Source organism: Burkholderia oklahomensis C6786 (genome assembly GCF_000959365.1).
GTDB lineage: Bacteria > Pseudomonadota > Gammaproteobacteria > Burkholderiales > Burkholderiaceae > Burkholderia > Burkholderia oklahomensis.
Map to the genome: position 1 here is coordinate 1,648,923 of NZ_CP009556.1, position 22,799 is coordinate 1,671,721.

Here is a 22,799-nt window from a genome sequence, read left to right on the forward strand (position 1 = left end):
AACCCGTGCCCACGCTTTTAAATTTGGTGCGCGGAGTCTATTTGATTAATGTTTTTATAACTTAAAAGGATTGCAAAATTCGAATAGGGAATGCTTAAAAAAGTTTGAAGGTAAAAAGTGGAATTGGTTGATTTCTGTCAATTTGGAACGTAATACGAATAGGCAGATGAAAGGCTGTTGAGCACGTGTGATGTGCCGTGCGGCAGGGAAGAGCGGGGTTGGGTAGCTTGGAGGGGTTCGCTTGCGTAAACGTAAAGAGACGCCGATATCACGGAAAACGTTTGCGCCGTTCATTTTTCTTTCTGTTTGTAAGGATGCTGGTTATTTAAATATTAATTATTTGTTTTGTGGGGGGCTGAATGATTAATAAATGTATTTTCCATGGAAAATACATTTTGTTTTGAACGGCCTTTATGCCCGGAAGGCCGATGACGCGAATTTCTTTGCGAATGCGCCGAAGCGTGTAGCGCCGCGCCCGGCGGACATCTGCGGTTCATCAGGTGAAGTGCGATCAATTACTCGTGTCGTGCGCAAAATTGCAAGAAAATTGTGGAGAGACTTCCAAATCTCTTTCGCACATTTACGTGTCGTTGATCGGTCGCCGGGAATCGTTACCGGCCAGATACGCTTTGTCACAACGCTTTCAAATTGCTGTCGTGCTGGCGGATTGGCGTCGACAAGCTACGCATGCGGCCGAATCCTTCCAGGCGCGCATGAGGGCGCGTCGCATGCCGTGCGACGCTGCGCAGAAATGCAGCGCCAGAGGATCTGATGGGAACGGTACTTTTTGCCGATCAAGATGCGGGGTGCGTCTCTTTTTTAGCCGGGCGTCAGGTCGCCGTCATTCGATGCTTTGCGACCATCGGCCGCAGCGGGTTGCGACGGGCGCTTGTCCGGAAGTTCGACCACGAACGGCGGCACGCGCGACGCACGCATCGAAGCAGTCGCAAAGGGGGAGGGCGTACCACCGATACATCGCATCGGTCGGCGGCGGACGGTTCGCAGGCGGCGTCGCGCTCGCTCGTCTCGATGCTGCGAGCAGCGACGACGTCCTGCAACGAGGCGAACCGCTACTTCTTGATGAAGCGCAGCGCGAACCGCGCGAGCCGCGGCACGATCGTCGGCCGCAGCAGCCGCTTGTCGTAGCCGGCCATTCGATGATCGTTCTCGGAAAGGCACAGCTCGATCAGATCGCGCGGATTGAGCGCATCGCCGACCGTCGCCGCGGTGTTGGCCGGAAAGTTCGCGTCGCGCGCGACGCCGTCGGCGTCGATCCCGCGCGCGATGCCGATTCGCTCCCAGATCAGGAACGCCCATACCGCCGCGACGCGCGCGAAGAACCACGGCCGCCGCCGCCACGGCATGTTGCGCCAGTACCAGGCGAACCAGTTCACGAAGAACAGGATGTGGCGGCCTTCTTCCTGGATCACCGGTTCGAACGTCTCGACGAGTTCCTCCGGAAAATAGCCTGAGCGCTGCGCGGAGCGGAACAGGCCGAACGCGAAGAAGCTGTCGATGCATTCGCTGAAGCCCGTGACCATCCATGCCCATTCGGCGTCGTTCGGCGCCGGATAGGCGGGCTCCGGCGCGAGCCGGATCCCGTATGCGCCGACGAGCTTCGACAGCACGACCTTGTGACGCGCTTCCTCGGCGGCGTCCATGTCGAGCGCTTCGCGCAGCAGTGGGTCGCGCACCGTCGATGCGAATGTCGCGACGCGGATCGACGCGCGGCCTTCGGTCTGCACGGCGATGTCCCAGATGGGCAGCGACGTCAGGCGCCGAAGCGCTTCGGGTTCGAGGGGCGGCCAGTCGATGACGGCCGGCTTGTATGGATTGTGGGTGTCGAGCAGCATTCGGCAGAACATCTGCTTGTGCGTGTCGGAACCGACTTGCACTGGGTCGCGACTCTCATGGACCCAGTTGCGCATAGCGTGATCCGCCGCTTGCTCTCGTCGCAGCGTGTCAGACATGGCTTGATTGGCATCGTGATGTCAGGAGCCGCCGATTTTTACATGCCTCGATGAATCGCGTATTTTGGCGGCCGATGCCGGCGCCGTGCTCAACAGTGAGAGTCGACCCACAGGCGTCCCCAGCGGAACGCATACGCGAGCGCGTGCTCTTCGTCGAAGAAGAAATCGATTGCGTCGAACGAATAGGCGCGGGCCGGCGCCGGGCCGGCCTTCTCGATCGTGAGGTTCGCGGCGAACAGGCCGTTCGGCAAGCGCGCCGCAGCGGGCGCGACCTCGTAGCCCTTGTAGCGGATCGAACGATTCATGGCTTTCGCGAAGGGATGGAACGAGAGTGCAGCGTAAGCAATCGACGCGTGCGCGTGAACCAATCTTTATGTGTAAGCAAATCACCCGGCGCACGCGAATGATCATGACCGCGCATGTCGGGGCGATATGCGTGGCGGCGGGGGGCTGTTGCGCGTCGCCGGATGCGTCAACGGTCGAAGTGGCGCCCGTCGATGCCGGGCGATGCGATGGCCGCGCACGCCGCGACGAAGAGACGCGCCAGTCGAGCGCGGCCGGCCGTCGTTCGCCGATCGAGCAGCTTGGAATGGGGAAGCGCGAGTGAATTCGCGGCGATCGCGGGCAGGGCGACGGGGCGTCGATTGGAGCGAAGCGTGCGCCGCGCGGCGCACGCGATGATGCGCGTGCGTTCAGCTTGTCGCGGCTTCCAGCGCCGGTGCGAACGTGCCGCCGTTTGCGACGCGAGTCGCCGCGCGGTGCGACGCGAACGCGAGCGCGAACTCGGCGGCCTGTGCGCCGACGGTCTCGAGCTGCGCCGCGACCTTCGTGTCGGAGCAACTGTCGATCGTTTCGAAGCGCGTCTCGAGCGTGTTGACCGCGGCGCCGAACGGCGTCGGCCAGCCGCGCAGCGCGTGGACGATCGCGCGCAGCGACGTCAGCACGGTGCCCGCCGCTTGCCAGCCGTACGCGGTGACGATGCTGCCGACCGCGCGTCCGTCGAGATAGGGCCGCTCGTCGGCGCGCAGCTCTTCGAGCGTGTCGAGCGCGTTCTTGACAAGGCCGGACACGCCGCCGTGATAGCCGGGCGTCGCGATGATGATCGCGTCGGCCGCGCGCACCGCGTCGATCAGTTCGCGTTGCGCATCGGTGAGCGCCTTGCGTTCGGGCGCGTAGTGCGGCAGCGAATGCAGGAACGGGCCGTCGAACAGACGCGTGCGTGCGCCCGCCGCCTGCGCGCCGCGCAGCGCGAAGCCCAGCGCCCGCTCGGTCGACGAGGCCGCGCGCGTGGTGCCGCCGATGCCCACGACGAACGGCCGGCGATGTTGATCGAATGCGGTCAAAGTGCGCTCCTTGAGGGTGCGGCGCCTGATTTCAGCAGGCGGAAAGTTGCATGGTAGCGACCCGGTCGAAGTCCGGGAAACGACTTTTCGTTCTATCGATATGCCCCGCGCACGGTTGAACGGCGTCGCGCGCGGCGCAATTGGATAGCAGAAATGCTTGGTTGGGATGCGGTGGGCGGGTCGATATGATCGCTTTCGTCTCCTCCATGAAGTCTTCTCTGACATGGGTTGGCCCCGCCGGTGGGAATGTCGGCGGGGCTTTTTTTGTGTCTGCGCGAGCGCGCGGAACAAAAAATTCGGGCGTCGGCGATGGGTGGTTTACCTCGCTCAATTTCGGATGCGGCCGGATGCCGATCGTTTGGCATATCCAACCGAACGCGTCTGCGCGCAACGATGATCGGGACATCGATGCGCGATCCTGCTCGCGACGATGTCGCACCGTCGGTTCGCGATGTCGATGCCTGGAAAAAGAAGGGGAAATATGAAGAAGGCCGGCGAGGCGGTCGGAGGCGGCGCGCCGGCTCGCTCGCGCCGACGGATCGAGGCTCGGGCTACGCGCAAGTCGGCATCCGGGGCGGTCAGGCGGATGTCTACCTGAGCGGGGATCCCGGATTTCACGTGCTTCGACTCGACGGCCGGCTCGAATCGAAGCGCGCGCACGCGGTAGTCGATTTCGACAAGCTCGACGATTTCGATCTGCATATCTCCACCGGCGAAATCATGGTGTCGTGCGATGTGCTGCAAACGCGGTTCAATCGCTACATCTTCGCGTATCCGGGCGCGCACCTCGCCGACGCCAAGACGAGCTGCGACTCGTCGCGTCAGCTCGAGATCACCGGGCGTGCGAATCCCTTCGGCCTGCCGCCGCGGCCCAGCGTGCCGTTCACGCCGCCGCGTTCGTTCGTCTGGCTGCAATCAGGCGATCTGAAGTTCCACAACCTGACCCTGTTGAACACCAAGGCGCTCATCCGGCCGGCGGCGTTTTCGGATGCGCTCGCGCTCGTGTTCGCGTTCGCGATGGGCAAGCATCGAAGCCAGCTTGCATCGGGCACCGCGAAGATACACCGGCCGACGGCACGCTCGAAGTAACGTTGCCGCCATACCGGCGTTGAGCCGGCGCCCGGCTAGCCGGAGCGGCGCGCGGGCCGGGAGCGGCGGTGCGGCGGCTTCGCGCGCTCGTGCACCGCACCATTGCTGCGATGCACGGGCGTGTCGTATTTGCGCAAGCGTTTGTCGTAATTCGTCGGCTGCACGGGGTTTTTTCTAGCAACCATGTAGGCACGCTGTGACGGCGTATTTCCCCGCTACACGAGGAGACGTTGCAATGGATGCCCCGAAGGTTGTAGTCGAAGGTCTGTGCAAGGTGTTTGGAAGCAATCCGCGGCAAGCGCTGGACATGCTCGCCGCGGGCGCGACGAAGGACGACGTGTTCGCGCGCACGGGCCAGGTGGTCGGCGTGCACAACGTATCGTTCGACGTGCGGGAAGGCGAGATTTTCGTGCTGATGGGCCTGTCCGGCTCCGGCAAGTCGACGCTGATCCGGCTCGTCAACCGGCTCGTCGAGCCGAGCGCCGGCAAGGTGCTGATCGACGGTCGCGACGTCGCCGCGGTGCGCCGTTCCGAGCTGACCGCGCTGCGCCGCACGGACATGAGCATGGTGTTCCAGTCGTTCGCGCTGATGCCGCAGCGCACGGTGCTGTCGAACGCCGCGTTCGGCCTCGAAGTCGGCGGCATGAGCCGCAAGGATCGCGAGCGGCGCGCGATGGAAGTGCTCGAGCAGGTCGGCCTCGCGCAATTCGCGCACAAGCTGCCCGCCGAGCTGTCGGGCGGCATGCAGCAGCGCGTCGGCCTCGCGCGCGCGCTCGCCGTCAACCCGTCGCTGATGATCATGGACGAGGCGTTCTCCGCGCTCGATCCGCTGAAGCGCAAGGAAATGCAGAACGTGCTGCTGCAACTGCAGAAGGAGCAGCGCCGCACGATCATGTTCGTGTCGCACGATCTCGAAGAGGCGCTGCGCATCGGCAGCCGGATCGCGATCATGGAAGGCGGCCGGCTCGTGCAGGTCGGCACGCCGCAGGAGATCATCGCGAGCCCCGCCGACGACTACGTGCGCGCGTTCTTCGAAGGCATCGACACGAGCCGCTATCTGACGGCGGGCGACCTGATGCTGACGGGCGCCGTGCCGCTCGTGTCGAAGCTCGACGCGACGAACGTCGCCGCCTCGCTGAACGGCAGCGCGGAGTACGCGTTCGTGCTCGACGACGCGCGCAAGATCCGCGGCTTCGTCACGCGCGACGCGCTGAACAGCGCGACGCCGAACGTCCGCCAGGTCGAGAGCATCCGGCGCGATGCGACGCTCGATCACGTCGTCGAGCGCGTCGTCGCGCATTCGCATGCACTGCCCGTCGTCGACGACGACGGCTGTTATTGCGGCTCGGTCGACCGGGCCGTGCTTCTGAAAGCCATTACGCGTTCGCGAGGTTCCCATGTCTGAACTCATTCCGCTCGGTAGCTGGGTCGATCAGTCGGTTCACTATCTGCTCGACCACGATGCGAAGACGTTCGATGCGATCGGCCGCGCGATCGAGGGGCTCGCCGCGCTCGTCGAGCACGGGCTGCAGGCCGTGCCGATGTGGGCGATGATGGCGCTCTTCATCGGCGTCGGGCTCTGGCGCGTCGGCTGGCGCTTCGCGATCTTCACCGCGCTGTCGCTGTTCCTGATCTTCGCGACGGGCTTCTGGGACCAGATGATCGTCACGCTCGGGCTCACGCTGTCGTCGACGATCGTGAGCCTCGTGCTCGGCATTCCGCTCGGCATCTGGGCCGCGAAGAGCAAGTGGGTCGCGGCGATCGTGCGTCCGATCCTCGATCTGATGCAGACGATGCCCGCGTTCGTCTACCTGATTCCGGCCGCGATGCTGTTCGGCCTCGGCCGCGTGCCGGGCATCCTGTCGACGGTGATCTTCGCGATGCCGCCCGCGGTGCGCCTGACGAGCCTCGGCATCCGCCATGTGAACCGCGAGATCGTCGAGGCGGGGCAGGCGTTCGGCTGCACGCCGTGGCAGCTGCTCTACAAGGTGCAGTTCCCGAATGCGCTGCCGTCGATCATGCAGGGCGTGAACCAGACGATCATGATGGCGCTGTCGATGGTGATCATCGCGTCGATGGTCGGCGCGGGCGGCCTCGGCAACGACGTGCTCGCGAGCATCCAGCGCCTCGACATCGGCCTCGGCTTCGAAAGCGGCCTGTCGGTCGTGCTGCTCGCGATCATCCTCGACCGCATCACCGAGAGCTTCGGCCGCGCGCCGGGCACCGTGAAAGCGCCGCTCTTCTCCGGCTTCAGGCACCTGTTCGGTCCGCGCTCGCGCTCGTCGGTCGCGCAGGCCTGACGCTTTTCCCCTTCCTTCGTTTCGCGAGTCGATCAATCGCGTCGTCTCCGGCGGGCGTTCCGCCGCCGGAGCGGCTTCGTGCAACCCGTTCGCTGGAGAACGATGTGACGTCCGCCGCCGCTGCCGCACCCGCCGCCTGCGCCGAGCCGGTTTCCTCGGTCGCGCATTTCGGGTTCCTGACGTTGCCGAATTTCTCGATGATCGCGTTCACGAGCGCGGTCGAGGTGCTGCGCATGGCGAACTATGTCGCGCGCGCCGAGCATTACCGCTGGTCGATCTTCTCGCTCGACGGCGCGCCCGTGCGCGCGAGCAACGGGATCGCGGTGCGGCCGACGCGGATGCTCGACGTCGGCGACCCGCCCGACGTGATGATCGTCTGCGGCGGGATCCGGATTCGCGAGGCGGTCGACGCCCCGGTGCGCGACGCGCTCGCGGCGCTCGCCGCGCGCGACGTGCCGCTCGGCGGCATCTGCACGGGCGCATACGCGCTGATGGCGTGCGGCCTGCTCGACGGCTACCGGTGCGCGGTGCACTGGGAAAACCTGTCGGCGCTGCACGCGGAGTTTCCGCAAGTGCGCTTCGCCGACGAGCTGTTCGTCGTCGACCGCGACCGGCTGACCTGCACGGGCGGCACCGCGCCGCTCGACCTGATGCTGAACCTCGTCGGCATGCGGCTCGGGCCGCCGCTCGCCGCGCAGGTCTCCGAGCAGTTCATTCTCGAGCGCATTCGCGGCGCGACCGATCCGCAGCCGATTCCGGTCGACGCGCGCGTCGGCTTCTCGCGCGCGGAGCTGATCGAGGTCGTGCGGCTGATGGAGGCCAACATCGAGGAGCCGCTGTCGCTCGAGGAGCTCGCGCGGCTCGTGCGGCTGTCGCAGCGGCATCTGCAGCGCATGTTCAAGGTCTATCTGAACGTGTCGCCGACGCATTACTACCTGACGCTGCGTCTGAAGCGCGCGCGCGATCTGCTGCGCACGACCGACGCGTCGATCGCGCGCGTGACGACGATCTGCGGCTTTCATTCGCCGTGCCATTTCAGCAAGGCGTACCGCGCGCAGTTCGGCCATGCGCCGAGCCACGAGCGGCGCGTGCCGGTGCGCTGACCGCATCGAACGAAACGCGTGGCCGCCGGGATCGCGGCGCGCGTTCAAGCAACGAACCGATCCCATGTTGACGACATCTTTGTTGATGAGGAGAAGCACGATGAAGCGAAATCTGATCGCGGCGGCCTGCGGGCTCGCCATTGCGGCTGCGCCGCTCGCGAGCGCCTGGGCGGGCGATCCGTCGACCTGCAAGGCGGTGCGCTTTGCGGACGTCGGCTGGACCGACATCGCCGCGACGACGGGACTCGCGTCGACGATGCTCGCCGGACTCGGCTACACGCCGACGAAGACGATCGCGTCGGTGCCGATCACGTTCGCCGGGATCAAGAGCAAGCAGATCGACGTGTTTCTCGGCTACTGGTCGCCGACGATGGATCCGATGATCGCGCCGTTCACGAAGGCGGGCACGATCAAGGTGCTGGCGACGCCGAACCTGACGGGCGCGAAGTACACGCTCGCGGTGCCGGATTACGTGTACCAGGGCGGCCTGAAGTCGTTCGCCGACATCCAGAGGTTCGCGGACAAGCTGAACGGCAAGATCTACGGGATCGAGCCCGGCAACGACGGCAACGCGCTCATCAAGAAGATGATCGACGGCAACCAGTTCGGCCTCGGCAAGTTCAAGCTGGTCGAGTCGAGCGAGGCGGGGATGCTGGTCGAGGTGAACCGCGCGATCCGCGACAAGCAGTGGATCGTGTTCCTCGGCTGGGAGCCGCATCCGATGAACGTGCAGATGAAGATCGATTACCTGAGCGGCGGCGACGACGTGTTCGGCCCGAACTACGGCGAAGCGAAAGTGCTGACCGCGACGCCGCCCGATTACTCGACGCGCTGCCCGAACGTCGCGAAGTTCGTGTCGAACCTGCAGTTCACGACGTCGATCGAGAATCACGTGATGCTGCCGATCATGAACAAGGAAGATCCGAACAAGGCGGCGAGCGAGTGGCTGAAGGCGAATCCGCAGGCGCTCGACAAGTGGCTCGCCGGCGTGACGACGTTCGACGGCAAGCCGGGCCTGCCGGCCGTCAAGCACTACCTCGGCGTTCAGTAAGCGCGGCAAGCGCTGCGTGGGCATCCCGCCCGCGCCGCGCGCGCTCGTCTGCCGGGTTTTTCATTGATCCGGCCGACGAGCGGATTGCCTTTCCTGCCGCCCATCCTGTTCGGCGACATCGAGCGGCCGATGACATGCCGGTGGGCGCAGGCGGTGAACCGCGCGATCGGCGGGATTCCCGTTGCGATTCCGTCGCGGTGAGCGATGTGCGTTCGCCACGGCGCGCGAGCCGGCTAGACCGGAATCGCGCCGCCGCGCAGCCGGATCGCGACGCGCACCAGCCGGATCAGCGCGCCCGACAGCAGCGCGAGCGCGGGCGGCAGGTCGCGCCGGCGGATGTCGAGCAGCAGCACGATCCGCACTTCGTCGCTCTCGTTCCAGACCTCGTGCTCGAACGTGTCGTCCCATAGCAGGAACTGGCCGTCGTGAAGCCGGTAATCGCGGCCGTCGATCTTCAGGACGGCGGCGGGCGTGCCGTCCGCGCGCGTCGGCATCGACAGCACCAGATAGCCGCGCAGGATGCCGCGAAACGGACCGCGATGCGGCGGGATGTGCTTGCCCGGCGCGAGGAATGAGAACGCCGCGGACAGCACGTCGGGCGACGCCGCGACGCTCGACGCGAGCGTCGGGCAGCGCCCCAGGTTCCGCGGGAAGCGCACGCCGTATGCCTGCATGATGAACATCCGCCAGTCGCGCGCGTCGTTCGCGGAGATCGCCGCCTGCTCGCGCATGATCTCGTGGAAGCGCGGAATCCGGCTCAGGTCGCGCGCCACCGCGAGCGCCTCGTCGCGGATCGCGCGCCACGCGGACGTGAAGCGCGCGGCGTCCGGAAACAGCGCGGCCGTGTCCAGCACCGCGCCGCAGCGGAGCCGTCGATCGTAGAGGTCGCGCAGCTTGCGCGCGCTGAAATCGTAGATGGCAGCCATATCCAAGCGTTCGTCGGGCCGGCGCGTCGGGCGAGGCTCGTCCAGTCGTCCGGTGGCGCACCGGCGCGAAATCAAGGACCGGATTCTTATAACGATAGTCCGAAACGCGGCTTGCTGCGCGGATGCCGGCGGTGTCGAAGGCGCGGGGCTTGACGCGGCGCGGCGAGTGGGCTGCGCGCCGCTGTCGCGTCGGCCTTCGAAGCGTAACGCCGGGCGCGCGTGCCGCGTGCGCGTTTGCCGCGTGGAAGCGAGCGATGGGCGAAACGTAAGCTCGCGGGCGCAGCTTGGCGCGGCGTGAAGGCGGGGAGCGCCGGGCGTCGATCGCGGCCGGTTCGGTTCGGGACGAGTCGAACCGGCCGGGGCGAGTGCGGCGGTGAAGGTCGAGCCGAGCAAAGTGTCGGCGGGTCGGCCGCGAAAGCGCCGGCGCGGGCGGATCGTGCGCGACACGGAAAGCGTTATCGGCGAGCGTCATCTGCGACCGTCATCGACGAGCATCGATCGCCCGCCGCGCGGAAGCGTCCGCCCGCCGGGGCGTCGCTCGTGCGGCAAGCCGGAAGAGGGCGGGCGATTGGAACCGATTCGATGCGCCCGCCCGCGGCACGACCCGGACGGGCGTCGCGGCTCAACGCCGATCGTCGTCGATGTAGCCGCGGATCACGTCGACGAAACTCGCATCGCCCTTCAGGCCGAGCGCCTCGGCGCGCGACGTGTCCCACCGTCCCGGCCAGCTGCCGACGATCTTGACGACGCGCTCGTCCTCGGCGCGGCGGATCAGCTTCACCGCGTCGGCGCCGGCGACTTCGCGCAGCGCGTCGATCATTTCGTCGACCGTCACCGAGATCCCCGGCAGATTGATCACGCGCCGGTTGCCGAGCTTCGCGCCGTCGAGCTCGCAGCCGGCGATCAGCGCCTCGATCGCGCGGCGCGGCGACAGCAGCCACAGCCGCGTGTCGCCCGGCACCGGGCACACGGCTTCCTCGCCGTTCAGCGGCTCGCGGATGATCCCGCTCGCGAACGACGAAGCCGCCGCGTTCGGCCGGCCGGGCCGCACGCTGATCGTCGGCAGCCTTAGCACGCGGCCGTCGACGAAGCCGCGCCGCGCGTAGTCGGACAGCAGCCGCTCGGCGATCGCCTTTTGCGCGCCGTACGACGACTGCGGATCGAGCGCGGTGTCGTCCTGCACGACGTCGGGCAGCGCGCCGCCGTAGACCGCGACCGAGCTCGTGAACACGACGCGCGGCCGGTGACCGCGCGCGCGGCATACGTCGAGCAGCAGGCGCGACGCGTCGAGATTGATCCGCATCCCGAGGTCGAAGTCGGCTTCCGCCTGGCCGCTGACGATCGCGGCGAGATGGAAGATCGCGCGCGTATGCTCGTCGATCGCGCTGTCGAGCACGGCGCGCTCGGCGATGTCGCCGACGATCGTCGTCACGCGCGGATCGCCGAAGTCGTTGCTCTTGACGACGTCGAGCAGCACGAGCGCGTCGATCCGTTCCGGCGCGCCGTTCGGGCCGGCCAGCTCGCCGCGCGCGAGCAGCTGTTTTGCGAGACGCTGGCCGAGGAAGCCGGCGCCGCCAGTGATCAGAACTTTCATCGAAGTGTGCCTCGTGAGAATGCGGGATTACAGGTAGGGCGCGAGCCAGCCGAGGCCCTCGGACGTGCCGGCCTTCGGCCGATACTCGCAGCCGATCCAGCCGTCGTAGCCGAGCGCGTCGATCAGCTCGAACAGATACGGATAGTTGATTTCGCCGACGTCCGGCTCGTGGCGCTCCGGCACGCCCGCGATCTGGATGTGGCCGATGCCCGCGATGTCGCGCTTGAGCTTCGTCGCGAGATCGCCTTCGACGATCTGGCAGTGATAGCAGTCGAACTGCACCTTCAGGTTCGGCGCGCCGACCTCGCGGCAGATCGCCTGCGCGTCGCCCTGGCGGTTCAGGAAGAAGCCCGGCATGTCGCGCGGGTTGATCGGCTCGATGACGATCGCGACGTTCTCCGCGCGCGCCGCTTCGGCCGCGTGCGCGAGGTTGTGCAGATACGTGTCGCGATGCTTCGCGCGATCCTGCGTCGGTGCGATCAGGCCCGCCATCACGTGGATCTTGCCGTTGCCGATCACGCGCGCGTAGTCGAGCGCGGTGTCGATCGCGCGCCTGAACTCGTCCTCGCGGCCCGGCAGCGACGCGATCCCGCGCTCGCCCGCCGCCCAGTCGCCGGGCGGCGCGTTGAAGAGCGCCTGCACGAGGCCGTGCGCGTCGAGGCGCGCTTTCAGCTCGGCGGCGGGAAAATCGTACGGAAACAGGTACTCGACCGCCTTGAAGCCGTCGCGTGCCGCGGCGGCGAAGCGGTCGAGGAACGCGTGCTCGTTGTACATCATCGTGAGGTTGGCGGCGAAGCGCGGCATGGCGTCGGTTCCGGGTCAGGAGGTTGAGTGGGCGGCGGGGCGGCGCGCGCATCGCAACGCGCGCGCCGCCCCGCCGACGGTCGATTATCGGTTGACGAGCTTCGCGGGCGTGAGCCACACGGCGATCGAGCCGATCACGAGCATCGCGGCGAGCACGTACATGCCCGATGCGGTGCTGTGCGTCGCGTCCTTCAGATAGCCGATCAGATAGGGGCTCGCAAAGCCGGCGAGGTTGCCGATCGAATTGATGATCGCGATGCCGGCCGCGGCGCCGCTGCCCGCGAGAAACGCGGTCGGCAGCGACCAGAAGAGCGGCGCGCAGGTCAGCACGCCGCCGGCGGCGATCGACAGGAACAGGATCGACACGGCGGTATTGTGCGAGTACGACGCGGCGACCGCGAAGCCGACGGTGCCCATCATCGCGGGAACGATCAGGTGCCAGCGGCGCTCGCGGCGCTTGTCCGCGCTATGGCCGAACAGGTTCATCACGACGATCGCGACCGCGAACGGAATCGCGCTCAAGAGGCCGATCTGCAGCGTGTCGGTGATGCCCGTCGATTTGACGAGCGTCGGCATCCAGAACGTGAGCCCGTACTGGCCGGTGACGAACGTGAAGTAGATCAGCGACATCCACCACATCCGCGGATCGCGCAGCACGGTCGAGAGCGAATGCTCGTGCTTGTTGCGCTCGTGCGGCTGCGCTTCGATCTCGTCGGTCAAGCGCTTCTTCTCGCGCTCGGTGAGCCACTTCGCGCTGCGGATGCTGTTGTCGAGATAGAGGATCGTCGCGATGCCGATCGCGATCGCGGGCACCGCCTCGATCACGAACATCCATTGCCAGCCGTGGAAGCCGGCGCCGCCGTGGAATCGCTCCATGATCCAGCCGGACAGCGGATTGCCGAAAATCCCCGACACCGGAATCGCCGACATGAACACCGCGATGATCTTCGCGCGGCGATGCGTCGGGAACCAGTACGTGAGATACAGGATCACGCCCGGATAGAAGCCCGCTTCCGCGAGGCCGAGCAGGAAGCGCAGCGCGTAGAACTGCGCCGGCGTCTTCACGAACGCGAAGAGCGCGGACAGGAGGCCCCACGTGATCATGATCCGCGCGATCCAGATGCGCGCGCCGATCCGGTGCATCAGCATGTTGCTCGGCAGCTCGAACAGGAAGTAGCCGAGGAAGAAAATCCCCGCGCCGAGGCCGAACACGGTTTCGCTGAACGCGAGATCCTGCGACATCTGCAGCTTCGCGAACCCGACGTTCACGCGATCGAGATACGCGATCACATAGCAGAGCATCAGGAACGGCACGATGCGCCAGAACACTTTCTTGTAGGTCAGGTCGAGCTCGGCCTGTCCGGCCGTGTCGAGCGGCCGGGCCGCGGCTGCTTGGCTGGGTATCATTTCCGGTGTCTCCATGAGTTATCGACGCCGGCCGCGTGCGCGGCCGCTGCGTTTTGTCGTGTGCTGGTTGATTGGCCCGCGCACACGGCGGGCAGGACAGCGTTACCAGCGCGCACCGAACGCATCGCGCAGTTCGTTCAGCGCGGCGTCATCGAGCGGCTCGGGTTTGGGGTTCGTCATCAGCCACAGCCGGGCGGTCTCCTCGAGCTCTTCGAGCGCGTACGACGCATGCGCGACCGACGGGCCCCAGACGACCGGGCCGAGCCGTTCGAGCAGCACGCCGCGCACGCGATCGGCGAGCGCCGCGACCTCGGCCGCGACGGCGGGATCGCCCGGACGGCGATAGCGGATGAGCGGAATGTGGCCGACCTTCATCACGTAGTACGGCGTGATCGGCGGCAGCACGTCGGCTTCGCTCCAGACGCCCGCGAGCGTGAGCGCGACGAGGTGCGTCGAGTGCGTGTGGACGATCCCGCGCGCTTCGGCGTTGCGCGCGTAGATGCCGCGATGCAGCGCGAGCGTCTTCGACGGCTTGCCGCCCGATACCGCGTGGCCCGCGAGATCGACCTTCGCGATGCCGGCCGGATCGAGGCGGCCGAGGCACGCGTCGGTCGGCGTGATCAGCCAGCCGTCGTCGAGCTTCGCGCTGATGTTGCCCGCGCTGCCGACCGCATGGCCGCGCGCGTAGAGGCTCGCGCCGATCTCGCAGATCTGTTCGCGCAGGGTCGCTTCGGCGGCGCTCATGCGGCGCCCTCCAGCGCGCGCAGCGCCTTCTCGAAGAAGTCGGTCGCGCCGAAATTGCCCGATTTCAGCGCGAGGCCGAGCGGCTCGGCGTCGAGCGTTCCATGGGGGCTTCCTCCGGGCGTCCCATGGGGACTTCCTCCGGGCGTCCCACAGGGACTTCCTCCGGGCGTCCCACAGGGACTTCCTCCGGGCGTCCCACAGGGACTTCCTCCGGGCGTCGCGGTCGCGGGCACGCCGGGGTCGATCTGCTCGCCGATCTGCAGCGACTTCACGTCGAGCGCCTGCACGATCGCGCCCGACGTCTCGCCGCCCGCGACGACGAACTTGCGCACGCCGAGTTCGCGCAGCCCGCGCGCGATCGCGGCGAGCGTTTTTTCGACGAGATGGCCGGCGGCCTCGACGCCGAGCGTCTGCTGCACCTGCTTCACTTCGTCGGGCGCGGCGGTCGCGTAGATCAGCACCGGTTGCGGCAGATGCGAGCGTGCGAACGCGAGCGCCTGCTCGACGACGGGCTCGCCGCGCGCGGCCGCGAGCGGATCGATCCGGAATGCGGGACGCTCGGCGCGCCACGCGGCGACTTGCGCGTTGGTCGCCTTCGACGCGCTGCCGGCGAGCACCGCCGACGCGCCTTCGATCTTCGGCAGCGCGGCCGCGTCGCCGCGCTCGGGCAGCAGCTCGCCGAGCCGGAAGTTCGACGGCAGGCCGAGCGCGACGCCCGAGCCGCCCGTGATCAGCGGCAGGTCCGCGCACGCCTCGCCGAGCACGTACAGATCGTGGTCGGTCAGCGCGTCTGCGATCGCAAGCCGCACGCCTTCGCGGCGCAGCGTGTCGATCGTCTCGCGCACGGCGGACGTGCCGAGCGCGATCACGTCGTAGCGAATCAGCCCGACCTTCGACGACGTCTGCCGCTGCAGCACGTGCACGAGATTCGCGTCCTTCATCGGCGTGAGCGGATGGTTTTCCATGCCCGATTCGCTCAGCAGCGCATCGCCGACGAACAGATGGCCGCGATAGACGGTGCGGCCGTTCTCGGGAAACGCGGGGCATGCGATCGTGAACGCGTCCTCGCCGGCGAGCGCATCGAGCAGCGCATCGGCGACGGGGCCGATGTTGCCCGCGTCGGTCGAATCGAACGTCGAGCAGTATTTGAAGAAGAACTGGCGGCAGCCCTGCGCGCGCAGCCATTCGAGCGCGGCGAGCGATTGCGCGACCGCGTCGGCGGCGGGGATCGTGCGCGACTTCAGCGCGACGACGATCGCATCGGCTTCGACCGGCGCGCCGGCGGCCGGCACGCCGATCGTCTGCACGGTGCGCATGCCGCCCTTGACGAGCATGTTCGCGAGATCGGTCGCGCCGGTGAAATCGTCGGCGATGCAGCCGAGCAGGGGACGAAAGACTTGATCGGTGCTCATGGCGACAGAGACCTCCGTAAAATCAGCGGCGCGCCGGCAGCGTGATGCCGGGGAAGGTCTTGATGACGGCCGAGTCGTCCTCGCCGCCATGGCCCGCGCTCGACGCGCTCATGAACATCTGGTGCGCGGCCGCCGACAGCGGCAGCGGGAATTTGCTGCGGCGCGCGGTGTCGAGCACGAGGCCGAGATCCTTCACGAAGATGTCGACCGCCGACAGCGGCGTGTAGTCGCCGTTCAGGATGTGCGGCACGCGGTTCTCGAACATCCACGAATTGCCGGCGCTGTGCGTGATCACGTCGTAGAGCGCGTCGGGATCGACGCCTTCGCGCAAGCCGAGCGCCATCGCCTCGGCCGCCGCCGCGATGTGCACGCCCGCGAGCAATTGGTTGATGATCTTCACCTTCGAGCCCGCGCCGTGCGCGTCGCCGAGCCGGTAGACCTTGCCCGCGATCGCCGCGAGCACGTCGCCGCATGCTTCGTACGCGGCGGCGGGACCCGACGTCATCATCGTCATCTCGCCCGACGCCGCGCGCGCGGCGCCGCCCGACACCGGCGCGTCGAGCATCAGCACGCCGGCCGCCGCGATCCGCGCGCCGAGTTGCGCGGCGAACTCCGGCGCGACCGTCGCGCTCGAGATCACGACGCCGCCGGGCTTCATCTGCGCGAGCGCGCCGTGCTCGCCGAACAGCACCGCATCCGTCTGCTCCGCATTGACGACGAGCGTGATCACGACGTCGCACTGCGCGCCGAGCTCGGCGGGCGTCGCGCAGCGCACGCCGCCTTCGGCGGCGAACGCGGCGAGCACGTTCTCGCGCACGTCGCACGCATGCACGCGAAAGCCCGCGCGCAACAGCGAACGGGCGACGCCCAGGCCCATCGCACCCAGTCCGATGACTCCAACATTCCGTGACATGATCAACCTTCTTCTCGATTCGTTCGGGATGCGATCCGCGCGCGGCGAGCGGCCGGTCGCGGATCGCGGATCAGCAAATGCCGGCTTGCTCGAGACGGCGGGCCGCGTTGTACATGTGCGCGCGGGCGGCGTTGCGGGCCGCCGACGGATCGCGCGCGCGGATCGCGTCGGTGATCGCCGCGTGCTCCTCGCGCACCTGCCGCGAAAAGTCCTCGCGGGTCGCCTCGTTGCGGCGCGTGACCGTCACGCCCGCTTCGAGGTACTGGTTCAGGAAGCTGAGCGTCTTCAGGAAATACGGATTGCCGGTGACGCTCGCGATCGTCCGATGGAACGCGACGTCCTCCGCGACGCCGTCGCGGCCTTCGGCGACCGCGTCGTCGATCTTCGCGAGCGCGGTGTCGATGTCTTCCATGTCCTCGTCGGTGCGGCAGAGCGCGGCTTCGGCGGCGACTTCCGCCTCGATCGCGCGGCGCACCGCGAGCAGATGCGGCAGCGAACTCGCTTCGACCGCCTCCGCGTAATCGATCCGCAGCGGCCGGATCGCCGCGTGCTGCGCGATGTAGACGCCGCTGCCCTGACGCGGCTCGACGACGCCTTCGTTCTTCAGACGCGAGATCGCCTCGCGGATCACGGTGCGGCTCACGCCGAACTCCTGCGCGAGCACGGCTTCGGTCGGCAGCTTGCCGGTGCCGGCGAAGCTGCCGATCTCGATCTGCTTCAGAAGCTGCTGGGCGACCGTGTCGCTCATCGCCCGGGTCGGAATTTTCTCGAACATGGCGTTTATTTTGTAAGGTGATGTGGTCATCATACAACTTTGAATTGAGGCAGGCATTCGGGATAACCCTCGGGAAGTGGGTTTTGGCGAAATGACACCGGGCTAGCAGAATAGAGACTTTCCGCCGTCCGGAACCTGCCGCCCGCTGGCGGTTCGGCGCTTCCGGACGCTCTACGCGAGGCCGACCGCATGACGCCGCCGATCAAGCTGGTGCTGTTCGATATGGAGGGCGTGCTGTCGGTCTACGACCGCGCCGCGCGCACCGCGCGCCTTGCCGACCTGACGGGCCGGCCGCCCGACGCGGTGCGCCACGCGATCTGGGGCTCGGGCCTCGAGGCGCGCGCCGACGCGGGGCTCATCGGCGTCGACCAATACCTGACCGAGCTGGGCGAGCTGCTCGGCGCGCCGGTGAGCCGCGACGATTGGCTGATCGCGCGCAAGGCGTCGATCACGCCGAATCTCGATGCGATCGCGCTCGCCGAGCGCGTCGCGCAGCGCAGCCGGATTGCGGTGCTGACAAACAACTGCCGGCTCGTCACCGATTACATCGATTATCTGAATCCTCCCGTTGCGCGGGTCTTCGGTGCGGACGTCTATCCGTCGGCGACGTTCGGCGCGGCGAAGCCGGATGCGCGGGCTTATCTGGGATGCGTCGGGTGGCTCGGCGTGACGGCTGACGAGACGCTCTTCATCGACGATGCCGATGCCAACGTCGAAGGCGCGGTGAACGCGGGTTTGCTGGGATGCAAGTTCGTGGGTGTGGATGCGCTGGCGGAAGAGTTGGAGAAGCGGAAGTTGGTCTAGATATGCGGTGGTCGACGGACGTGCGTGCTTGACGTTGAATTGAATGGCGTTTGCTCTCGCGTTTGAGGTCGCGCGGGTGCTTGCGCTGGCATTTCGTTGCATTGCGCGGTTCGCGGTTCGCGATCGTTTCACTCGAATCAACTTATCCCCATTGGAGCGAGATAAATCATGTCGAACAAACCTCCGGAATTGCTGAAGGCCGCCGATATCGAAGCGATGGAGGCGGTGCGTTCGGTCCATTCGCTGAACGAGAACGCGATCCGTTTGAAGAAGCCGCTCAGCGACAAGACCGGGATCACGCAGTTCGGGTTTCTCATCATCACGATCATGCCGGGGCATGAATCGTCCGAGTATCACCGGCATCTCTATGAAGAGGAGTGCGTGTACATCCTGTCCGGGTATGGCGAGGCGACGCTCGACGAGCGGACGTATCCAGTCGGGCCGGGGGATTTTCTGGGGTTCGCGCGGCGCGGGCCCGCGCATGTGCTGAGGAATTCGGGGGATGTGCCGCTCGTGTTCATCGCTGCCGGGCAGCGGCTGGAGCATGACGTCTGCGATTATCCGCGAGTCGGGAAGCGGCTTTTCGTGGCGGGGGAAGTGGAGGGGTATGTCGAGCTAGGCGGCGGCGGGACGCTGTGAAATGTGAGGTGCATCGCGCGGCGATCGGCTGGTTTTCGGCCTTTGCGGGCGTTCGCGTGCCGTTGTCGTATGAATGACGAATGACTGCTCGCCGGCCTCCCGAACATCTGGCCGCTACCGGCGATGAAGAGTCGTTCGTCTCGGCCGCCACTGGACATTCGTGCGACTGCTCCGGTCTTCCGGACGGCCGTTGGATGATGGCTTCTCGACGGAGCGCAATGAGTTCTTGGGCCTCGCGCGACCCCCATCGGCCAGTAGGCACCTGGAAGCCGTCCCAGCCGCTTGCTCGCATCAAGCGCGGCTGGCGCGCCACCGCCGCGCGCAAGACCTGCCTCGTGCCCGGCATGTTGTTGTCTTCGACGATCGCGCTGTCCGCGATCGTCGAGAACGCCTGGGTCTGTCTCGCGCTGTTCACGCTCGCCTATGCGAGCCTGTCTTTCGCGGGCGCAATCGCCGACGATCGTCCGGCATGCGGTGGCGGAACATCGTCTGCCGGATTCTTTCGGCTGCGCCGCAGTCGCGGATGACTGTCGTGGCGGTTCCGCCTAGACTGTCACTTTCCGTCGGCGGCGAGCAGCCGTGCTCGCCGCGACACTCGAAGCCGAGTGCCGGTTCCATCATGGTTTTCATGCGACGTCATGGAGGGCAGCATGCGCTACGAGCTTTACTACTGGCCCGAGATCCAGGGCCGCGGCGAATTCGTGCGGCTGGCGCTCGAAGCGGCCGAAGCCGAATACGTGGATGTGGCACGCGAATCGTCGCGAGGCGTGTCGGCGATGATGCGTCTGATGGAGAGCACGTCGGCGGAATGCCTGCCGTTTGCGCCGCCGTTTCTCGAGGCCGGCGACCAGATCGTCGGACAGACCGCCAACATCCTGTTGTTCCTCGGCGCCCGGCATCATCTCGCGCCGAAGGACGAAGCCGGGCGGCTGTGGGCGCATCAGTTGCAGTTGACGGTGTCCGATTTCGTCGTCGAGATTCACGACACCCATCATCCGATCGCGGGCGGCCTGTATTACGAGGATCAAAAGGCGGAAGCGGCGATGCGCGCGGAGGATTTCCTCGAGCATCGCCTGCCCAAGTTCCTCGGCTATTTCGGCAAGGTGCTCGCCCATAACCCGCACAAGAGCGGTTACATGGCCGGCAGCGACTTGACCTACGTGGATCTGTCGATGTTCCAGCTGATCGAGGGCCTGCGCTACGCGTTCCCGAATGCGATGGCCCGCATCGAAAAGAAGCACGCCAAGCTGATCGAGCTGCACGACAGGGTGGCGGAGCATCCGCCGGTCGCGGGCTATCTGGCGTCCGATCGGCGCATTCCGTTCAACGAACAAGGGATATTCCGGCACTACGCCGAACTGGATCGATGAGCGATGCCGGAAGGAAAGGGCAGCGCCTCGGTCGGCACGCTTCCTTCGTTGATGATCGGCCCGTTATCTTCCGCGCCATGCCGAATCGTCGACATACGCGGCATGGATCTGCGGCTCACGGAAGAAGTTCGCGTGATTCAACGATGCATATCCGCGCGGCTGTCGCAACGCCGCCGACCGTGGTTGCTTGCGACGTCGTCGATCGGCGCGCGCATCCGCGGCGACGGTCCGAGCCGCCGACACGAAACCCTGCCGTCGGCGGCTCGCTGCGATTGGCGTTTCAGTCGCCTTTGTCTTTCCGCAACGTCCAGACGGTCGCCGTATTCGTGTTGTCGTCGACCGCCGCGAACTGCGGCTGCCCGCTGCTGCTCATCCCGAACGCGAGACCGAACGCGGCCCCCGGCACCGAATCGACCTGCATCTGTGCGATGAATCGTCCCTCCGGCGTGAACTCGACGATTTCGCTCGGTTGATTCGGATCGGGATTGACGGCGTCGCCGTTCGATGCGACCAGATGACCGTTCGGCGCGAGCGCCAGCGCGAGCGGTCCGTGCAAATGCACGTTGTCGAAGTAGATCATCCGTCCGACGCCGTTGTTGCGCGTCGTCGACGCGGCGCCGCGAATCGCGAACACCGCGTTGTCGCCCGTCGACGCGATGTACAGCACGTCGCGGGTCGAATCGTATGCCAAGCCCGTCGGGCCGACGACGAGCGCCGCGGGATCGGTTCGATGCAGATAGCCCGACGCGATGACGAGCGAGCTCGGCATCACCGTGACGCCGTTGTCGCCGATCGTCATGTCGAGCCGCGACACCGTGCCGTTCAGCACGTTCGACACGAACGCGGTGATCCGTTGCCCCCGGTCGATCACCGCGAGATCCCACGGCCCGTCCAGCAGCGCGGGATTCGTCAGTGTCTTGATGAGCCTGCCTTGCGGGTTGACGACGAGGAGCGAGCCGGACGACGTGATCGTCGAGCCGTCCGTCGTCGGCAGGTTGCCGACGAGCACGAAGCCGCTCCTCAGCACCGCGAGCGCGGTGGTGAGGCCCAGATTGCTGCCCTGGAAGAAGGTCACCGGATCGCCGTTGGGAACGAGCTTCACGATCGTCGTGCCGGTGCCTTGCAGATTCGCTTGGTTGTTGAAGTTCGAGACGACGACGTCGCCCGGCTTCAGCGTGCTCCACGACGGCACGCCGCTCGGCACGAAGGCGATGCCGTATGGGTTGACGTCGCCGTTGGCGGGAACGGTCGATGTCGTCATCGACGATGGCGGGAGAATCGTTTCGTTGCCGCCCGCCCACGCGAGACCGGACGATAGCGCGACGATGCCGGCCCCGCATGCGGCGTTGCGCAGGCCGCGCGCGACGGCGCGATACGCGCGCGCGAACGTCGGCGGGCCTGCGATGCGGGAGGGCGGGTCGGGGGAGGAAACATGACGCAGAGCTTTCATGGCGTGACTCCATTTTTCGAGACGTCGAGAGAACGGCCCGATTGCCTGACAGCGCAATTGACGGGCGCAACGACTGCCCGCGGCGAAACGCCGCGCGCATGGTCGCTCGGCGTAAACGAACAGCACACGCTTCTTATTCCATCCCGATGTGCGAATCGATGCGTGCGTGCGCGCGGGCCGTCGCCGCGCCGATGCTTCGCGGCCGGCAGAAACCGCGCATCCGGGCGACGCGTTCGCCGCACGCCGAAGGGCGCCGCCCGCTTGCGCCGATGGCGCAGACGGTGTTACCTGAAGCGCCGAGCCCGGCTATCATTTGCTTCGCCCGCCGAATTTCCCGGCGGGCTCACGAGCAGATTCCAACACGAGAGCAGCACGTAGCGACCTCATCTATGAACTCCACTCCCGACGCTTTCCAACGCCCGGCCATTCGCGCGCTGACCCCCCTCGAGGCGCGCGTGCTCGGCGTATTGATCGAGAAGCAGCACACGGTTCCGGATACGTATCCGTTGTCGCTCAACGCATTGACGGCCGGATGCAACCAGAAAACCGCTCGATCGCCGGTGATGAACGTCACGGAAGCCGAGGTGCTCACGGCCATCGACGGCTTGAAGCGTCTCAGCCTGGCGTCGGAAGGAAGCAGCAGCCGCGTGCCGCGCTTCGAGCACAACATGAATCGCGTGCTCGGCATTCCGAGCCAGGCGGCCGCATTGCTGACGATGCTGCTGTTGCGCGGCCCGCAGACGGGCGCGGAGCTGCGCTTGAACAGCGCGCGCTTGCACGGCTTTGCCGACATCTCGTCGGTCGAGGCGTTCCTGGACGAACTCGCCGCGCGCACGCCGCCGCTCGTGGTGAAGCTGCCGCGCGCGCCGGGCGAGCGGGAAAGCCGATGGATGCATCTGTTGTGCGGCGACGTGATTCCGGATGAGGCGCCTGAGCGCGGCGCTCACGAGGACGCGGTTCCGCCGTCGGAGTTCGAAGCGCTGAAGGCCGAGCAGAAGCAATTGGCGGCGGAGCTGGTCCGTCTCCGGGCGTTCGTCGAGCACATGGCCGCCGAACTGGGCATCGACGCCGACAAGTTCACGCGCGAGTCGTGAGCGCCGAAGGG

General features: G+C 66.6%; 21 protein-coding genes and 3 pseudogenes. 12 read left to right on the forward strand and 12 right to left on the reverse strand.

Features of this window, described 5'->3' with window-relative positions:
• Positions 1-370: 370 nt before the first annotated feature.
• A complete protein-coding gene (locus BG90_RS36255) occupies positions 371-772 on the forward strand; it encodes a hypothetical protein (RefSeq protein WP_158335916.1) in 402 nt (133 codons plus the stop codon).
• Positions 773-1,070: 298 nt separating this feature from the next.
• On the opposite strand, the gene BG90_RS25105 is transcribed toward BG90_RS36255, so the two are convergent.
• From BG90_RS25105 to BG90_RS25120, 3 genes are all read right to left on the reverse strand, one after another.
• Entirely contained in the window at positions 1,071-1,970 is a 900-nt protein-coding gene (locus BG90_RS25105) for a hypothetical protein (protein ID WP_010119315.1), read from the reverse strand.
• An 89-nt stretch (positions 1,971-2,059) separates the two neighbouring features.
• Complete coding sequence (locus BG90_RS25110; protein ID WP_004198708.1) at positions 2,060-2,275, reverse strand: hypothetical protein; 216 nt, start codon at positions 2,273-2,275, stop codon at positions 2,060-2,062.
• A 387-nt stretch (positions 2,276-2,662) separates the two neighbouring features.
• Positions 2,663-3,313, reverse strand: a complete 651-nt coding sequence (locus BG90_RS25120; protein WP_010119272.1) for an NADPH-dependent FMN reductase — start codon at positions 3,311-3,313, stop codon at positions 2,663-2,665.
• Positions 3,314-3,541: 228 nt separating this feature from the next.
• Here BG90_RS25120 and BG90_RS25125 point away from each other — a divergent pair, with 228 nt between their 5' ends.
• The 6 genes and pseudogenes from BG90_RS25125 to BG90_RS36860 all read left to right on the forward strand — a co-directional run.
• Positions 3,542-4,402 (forward strand): hypothetical protein, encoded by an 861-nt coding sequence (locus BG90_RS25125; RefSeq protein WP_157135660.1) that lies wholly within the window; start codon positions 3,542-3,544, stop codon positions 4,400-4,402.
• Between the two features lie 115 nt (positions 4,403-4,517).
• A pseudogene (locus tag BG90_RS25130) lies at positions 4,518-5,807 on the forward strand (quaternary amine ABC transporter ATP-binding protein); the annotation flags it as partial.
• Complete coding sequence (choW, locus tag BG90_RS25135; RefSeq protein ID WP_010109350.1) at positions 5,800-6,702, forward strand: choline ABC transporter permease subunit; 903 nt, start codon at positions 5,800-5,802, stop codon at positions 6,700-6,702. The pseudogene BG90_RS25130 and the gene choW, both read left to right, overlap by 8 nt.
• 104 nt (positions 6,703-6,806) lie before the next feature.
• Positions 6,807-7,805, forward strand: a complete 999-nt coding sequence (locus BG90_RS25140) for a GlxA family transcriptional regulator (RefSeq protein WP_010109349.1) — start codon at positions 6,807-6,809, stop codon at positions 7,803-7,805.
• A gap of 100 nt (positions 7,806-7,905) precedes the next feature.
• Positions 7,906-8,856 (forward strand): choline ABC transporter substrate-binding protein, encoded by a 951-nt coding sequence (locus BG90_RS25145; RefSeq protein WP_010119266.1) that lies wholly within the window; start codon positions 7,906-7,908, stop codon positions 8,854-8,856.
• 102 nt (positions 8,857-8,958) lie between these two features.
• A pseudogene (locus BG90_RS36860) lies at positions 8,959-9,033 on the forward strand (aspartyl/asparaginyl beta-hydroxylase domain-containing protein); the annotation flags it as partial.
• 56 nt (positions 9,034-9,089) lie between these two features.
• Here the strand turns inward: BG90_RS36860 and BG90_RS25150 are convergent.
• From BG90_RS25150 to BG90_RS25185, 8 genes are all read right to left on the reverse strand, one after another.
• The gene (locus BG90_RS25150) at positions 9,090-9,782 is read right to left on the reverse strand and encodes an aspartyl/asparaginyl beta-hydroxylase domain-containing protein (RefSeq protein ID WP_010109346.1); all 693 of its coding nucleotides are present in this window, start codon (positions 9,780-9,782) and stop codon (positions 9,090-9,092) included.
• Between the two features lie 622 nt (positions 9,783-10,404).
• Positions 10,405-11,376 carry a D-erythronate dehydrogenase gene (gene denD, locus BG90_RS25155; RefSeq protein WP_010119260.1) on the reverse strand — a complete coding sequence of 324 codons (972 nt, stop codon included), beginning with the start codon at positions 11,374-11,376 and terminating at the stop codon, positions 10,405-10,407.
• Between the two features lie 27 nt (positions 11,377-11,403).
• Positions 11,404-12,180 carry a 2-oxo-tetronate isomerase gene (gene otnI, locus BG90_RS25160; RefSeq protein WP_010119258.1) on the reverse strand — a complete coding sequence of 259 codons (777 nt, stop codon included), beginning with the start codon at positions 12,178-12,180 and terminating at the stop codon, positions 11,404-11,406.
• Positions 12,181-12,264: 84 nt separating this feature from the next.
• Complete coding sequence (locus BG90_RS25165; RefSeq protein ID WP_010119256.1) at positions 12,265-13,587, reverse strand: MFS transporter; 1,323 nt, start codon at positions 13,585-13,587, stop codon at positions 12,265-12,267.
• Between the two features lie 102 nt (positions 13,588-13,689).
• Positions 13,690-14,331 (reverse strand): 3-oxo-tetronate 4-phosphate decarboxylase, encoded by a 642-nt coding sequence (gene otnC, locus BG90_RS25170; RefSeq protein ID WP_010119254.1) that lies wholly within the window; start codon positions 14,329-14,331, stop codon positions 13,690-13,692.
• A complete protein-coding gene (gene otnK / locus BG90_RS25175; protein ID WP_010119252.1) occupies positions 14,328-15,743 on the reverse strand; it encodes a 3-oxo-tetronate kinase in 1,416 nt (471 codons plus the stop codon). The genes otnC and otnK overlap by 4 nt, the downstream gene beginning before the upstream one ends.
• A gap of 22 nt (positions 15,744-15,765) precedes the next feature.
• Positions 15,766-16,686: an L-threonate dehydrogenase gene (gene ltnD, locus BG90_RS25180; RefSeq protein ID WP_326972869.1), complete on the reverse strand. Its 921-nt coding sequence runs from the start codon at positions 16,684-16,686 to the stop codon at positions 15,766-15,768.
• Positions 16,687-16,726: 40 nt separating this feature from the next.
• Positions 16,727-17,431 (reverse strand): FadR/GntR family transcriptional regulator, encoded by a 705-nt coding sequence (locus BG90_RS25185; protein ID WP_010119248.1) that lies wholly within the window; start codon positions 17,429-17,431, stop codon positions 16,727-16,729.
• 189 nt (positions 17,432-17,620) lie between these two features.
• Between BG90_RS25185 and BG90_RS25190 the strand changes: the two genes are divergently transcribed.
• The 4 genes and pseudogenes from BG90_RS25190 (at position 17,621) to BG90_RS25205 (ending at position 20,244) form a co-directional block, all read left to right on the forward strand.
• Positions 17,621-18,235: an HAD-IA family hydrolase gene (locus BG90_RS25190; RefSeq protein ID WP_010119246.1), complete on the forward strand. Its 615-nt coding sequence runs from the start codon at positions 17,621-17,623 to the stop codon at positions 18,233-18,235.
• Between the two features lie 168 nt (positions 18,236-18,403).
• On the forward strand, positions 18,404-18,874 hold the full coding sequence (locus BG90_RS25195) for a cupin domain-containing protein (protein ID WP_038802090.1): 471 nt from the start codon (positions 18,404-18,406) through the stop codon (positions 18,872-18,874).
• Positions 18,875-19,167: 293 nt separating this feature from the next.
• Positions 19,168-19,323: pseudogene (locus BG90_RS35695) on the forward strand (MFS transporter); the annotation flags it as partial.
• A gap of 201 nt (positions 19,324-19,524) precedes the next feature.
• On the forward strand, positions 19,525-20,244 hold the full coding sequence (locus tag BG90_RS25205) for a glutathione S-transferase (RefSeq protein WP_010119241.1): 720 nt from the start codon (positions 19,525-19,527) through the stop codon (positions 20,242-20,244).
• Positions 20,245-20,524: 280 nt separating this feature from the next.
• Here the strand turns inward: BG90_RS25205 and BG90_RS25210 are convergent, their stop codons facing one another.
• The gene (locus tag BG90_RS25210) at positions 20,525-21,694 is read right to left on the reverse strand and encodes an NHL repeat-containing protein (protein ID WP_010119238.1); all 1,170 of its coding nucleotides are present in this window, start codon (positions 21,692-21,694) and stop codon (positions 20,525-20,527) included.
• 389 nt (positions 21,695-22,083) lie between these two features.
• Here BG90_RS25210 and BG90_RS25215 point away from each other — a divergent pair, with 389 nt between their 5' ends.
• Positions 22,084-22,788, forward strand: coding sequence for a YceH family protein (locus BG90_RS25215; protein ID WP_025990263.1), 705 nt, complete (start codon positions 22,084-22,086; stop codon positions 22,786-22,788).
• The last annotated feature ends 11 nt before the right edge of the window (positions 22,789-22,799 follow it).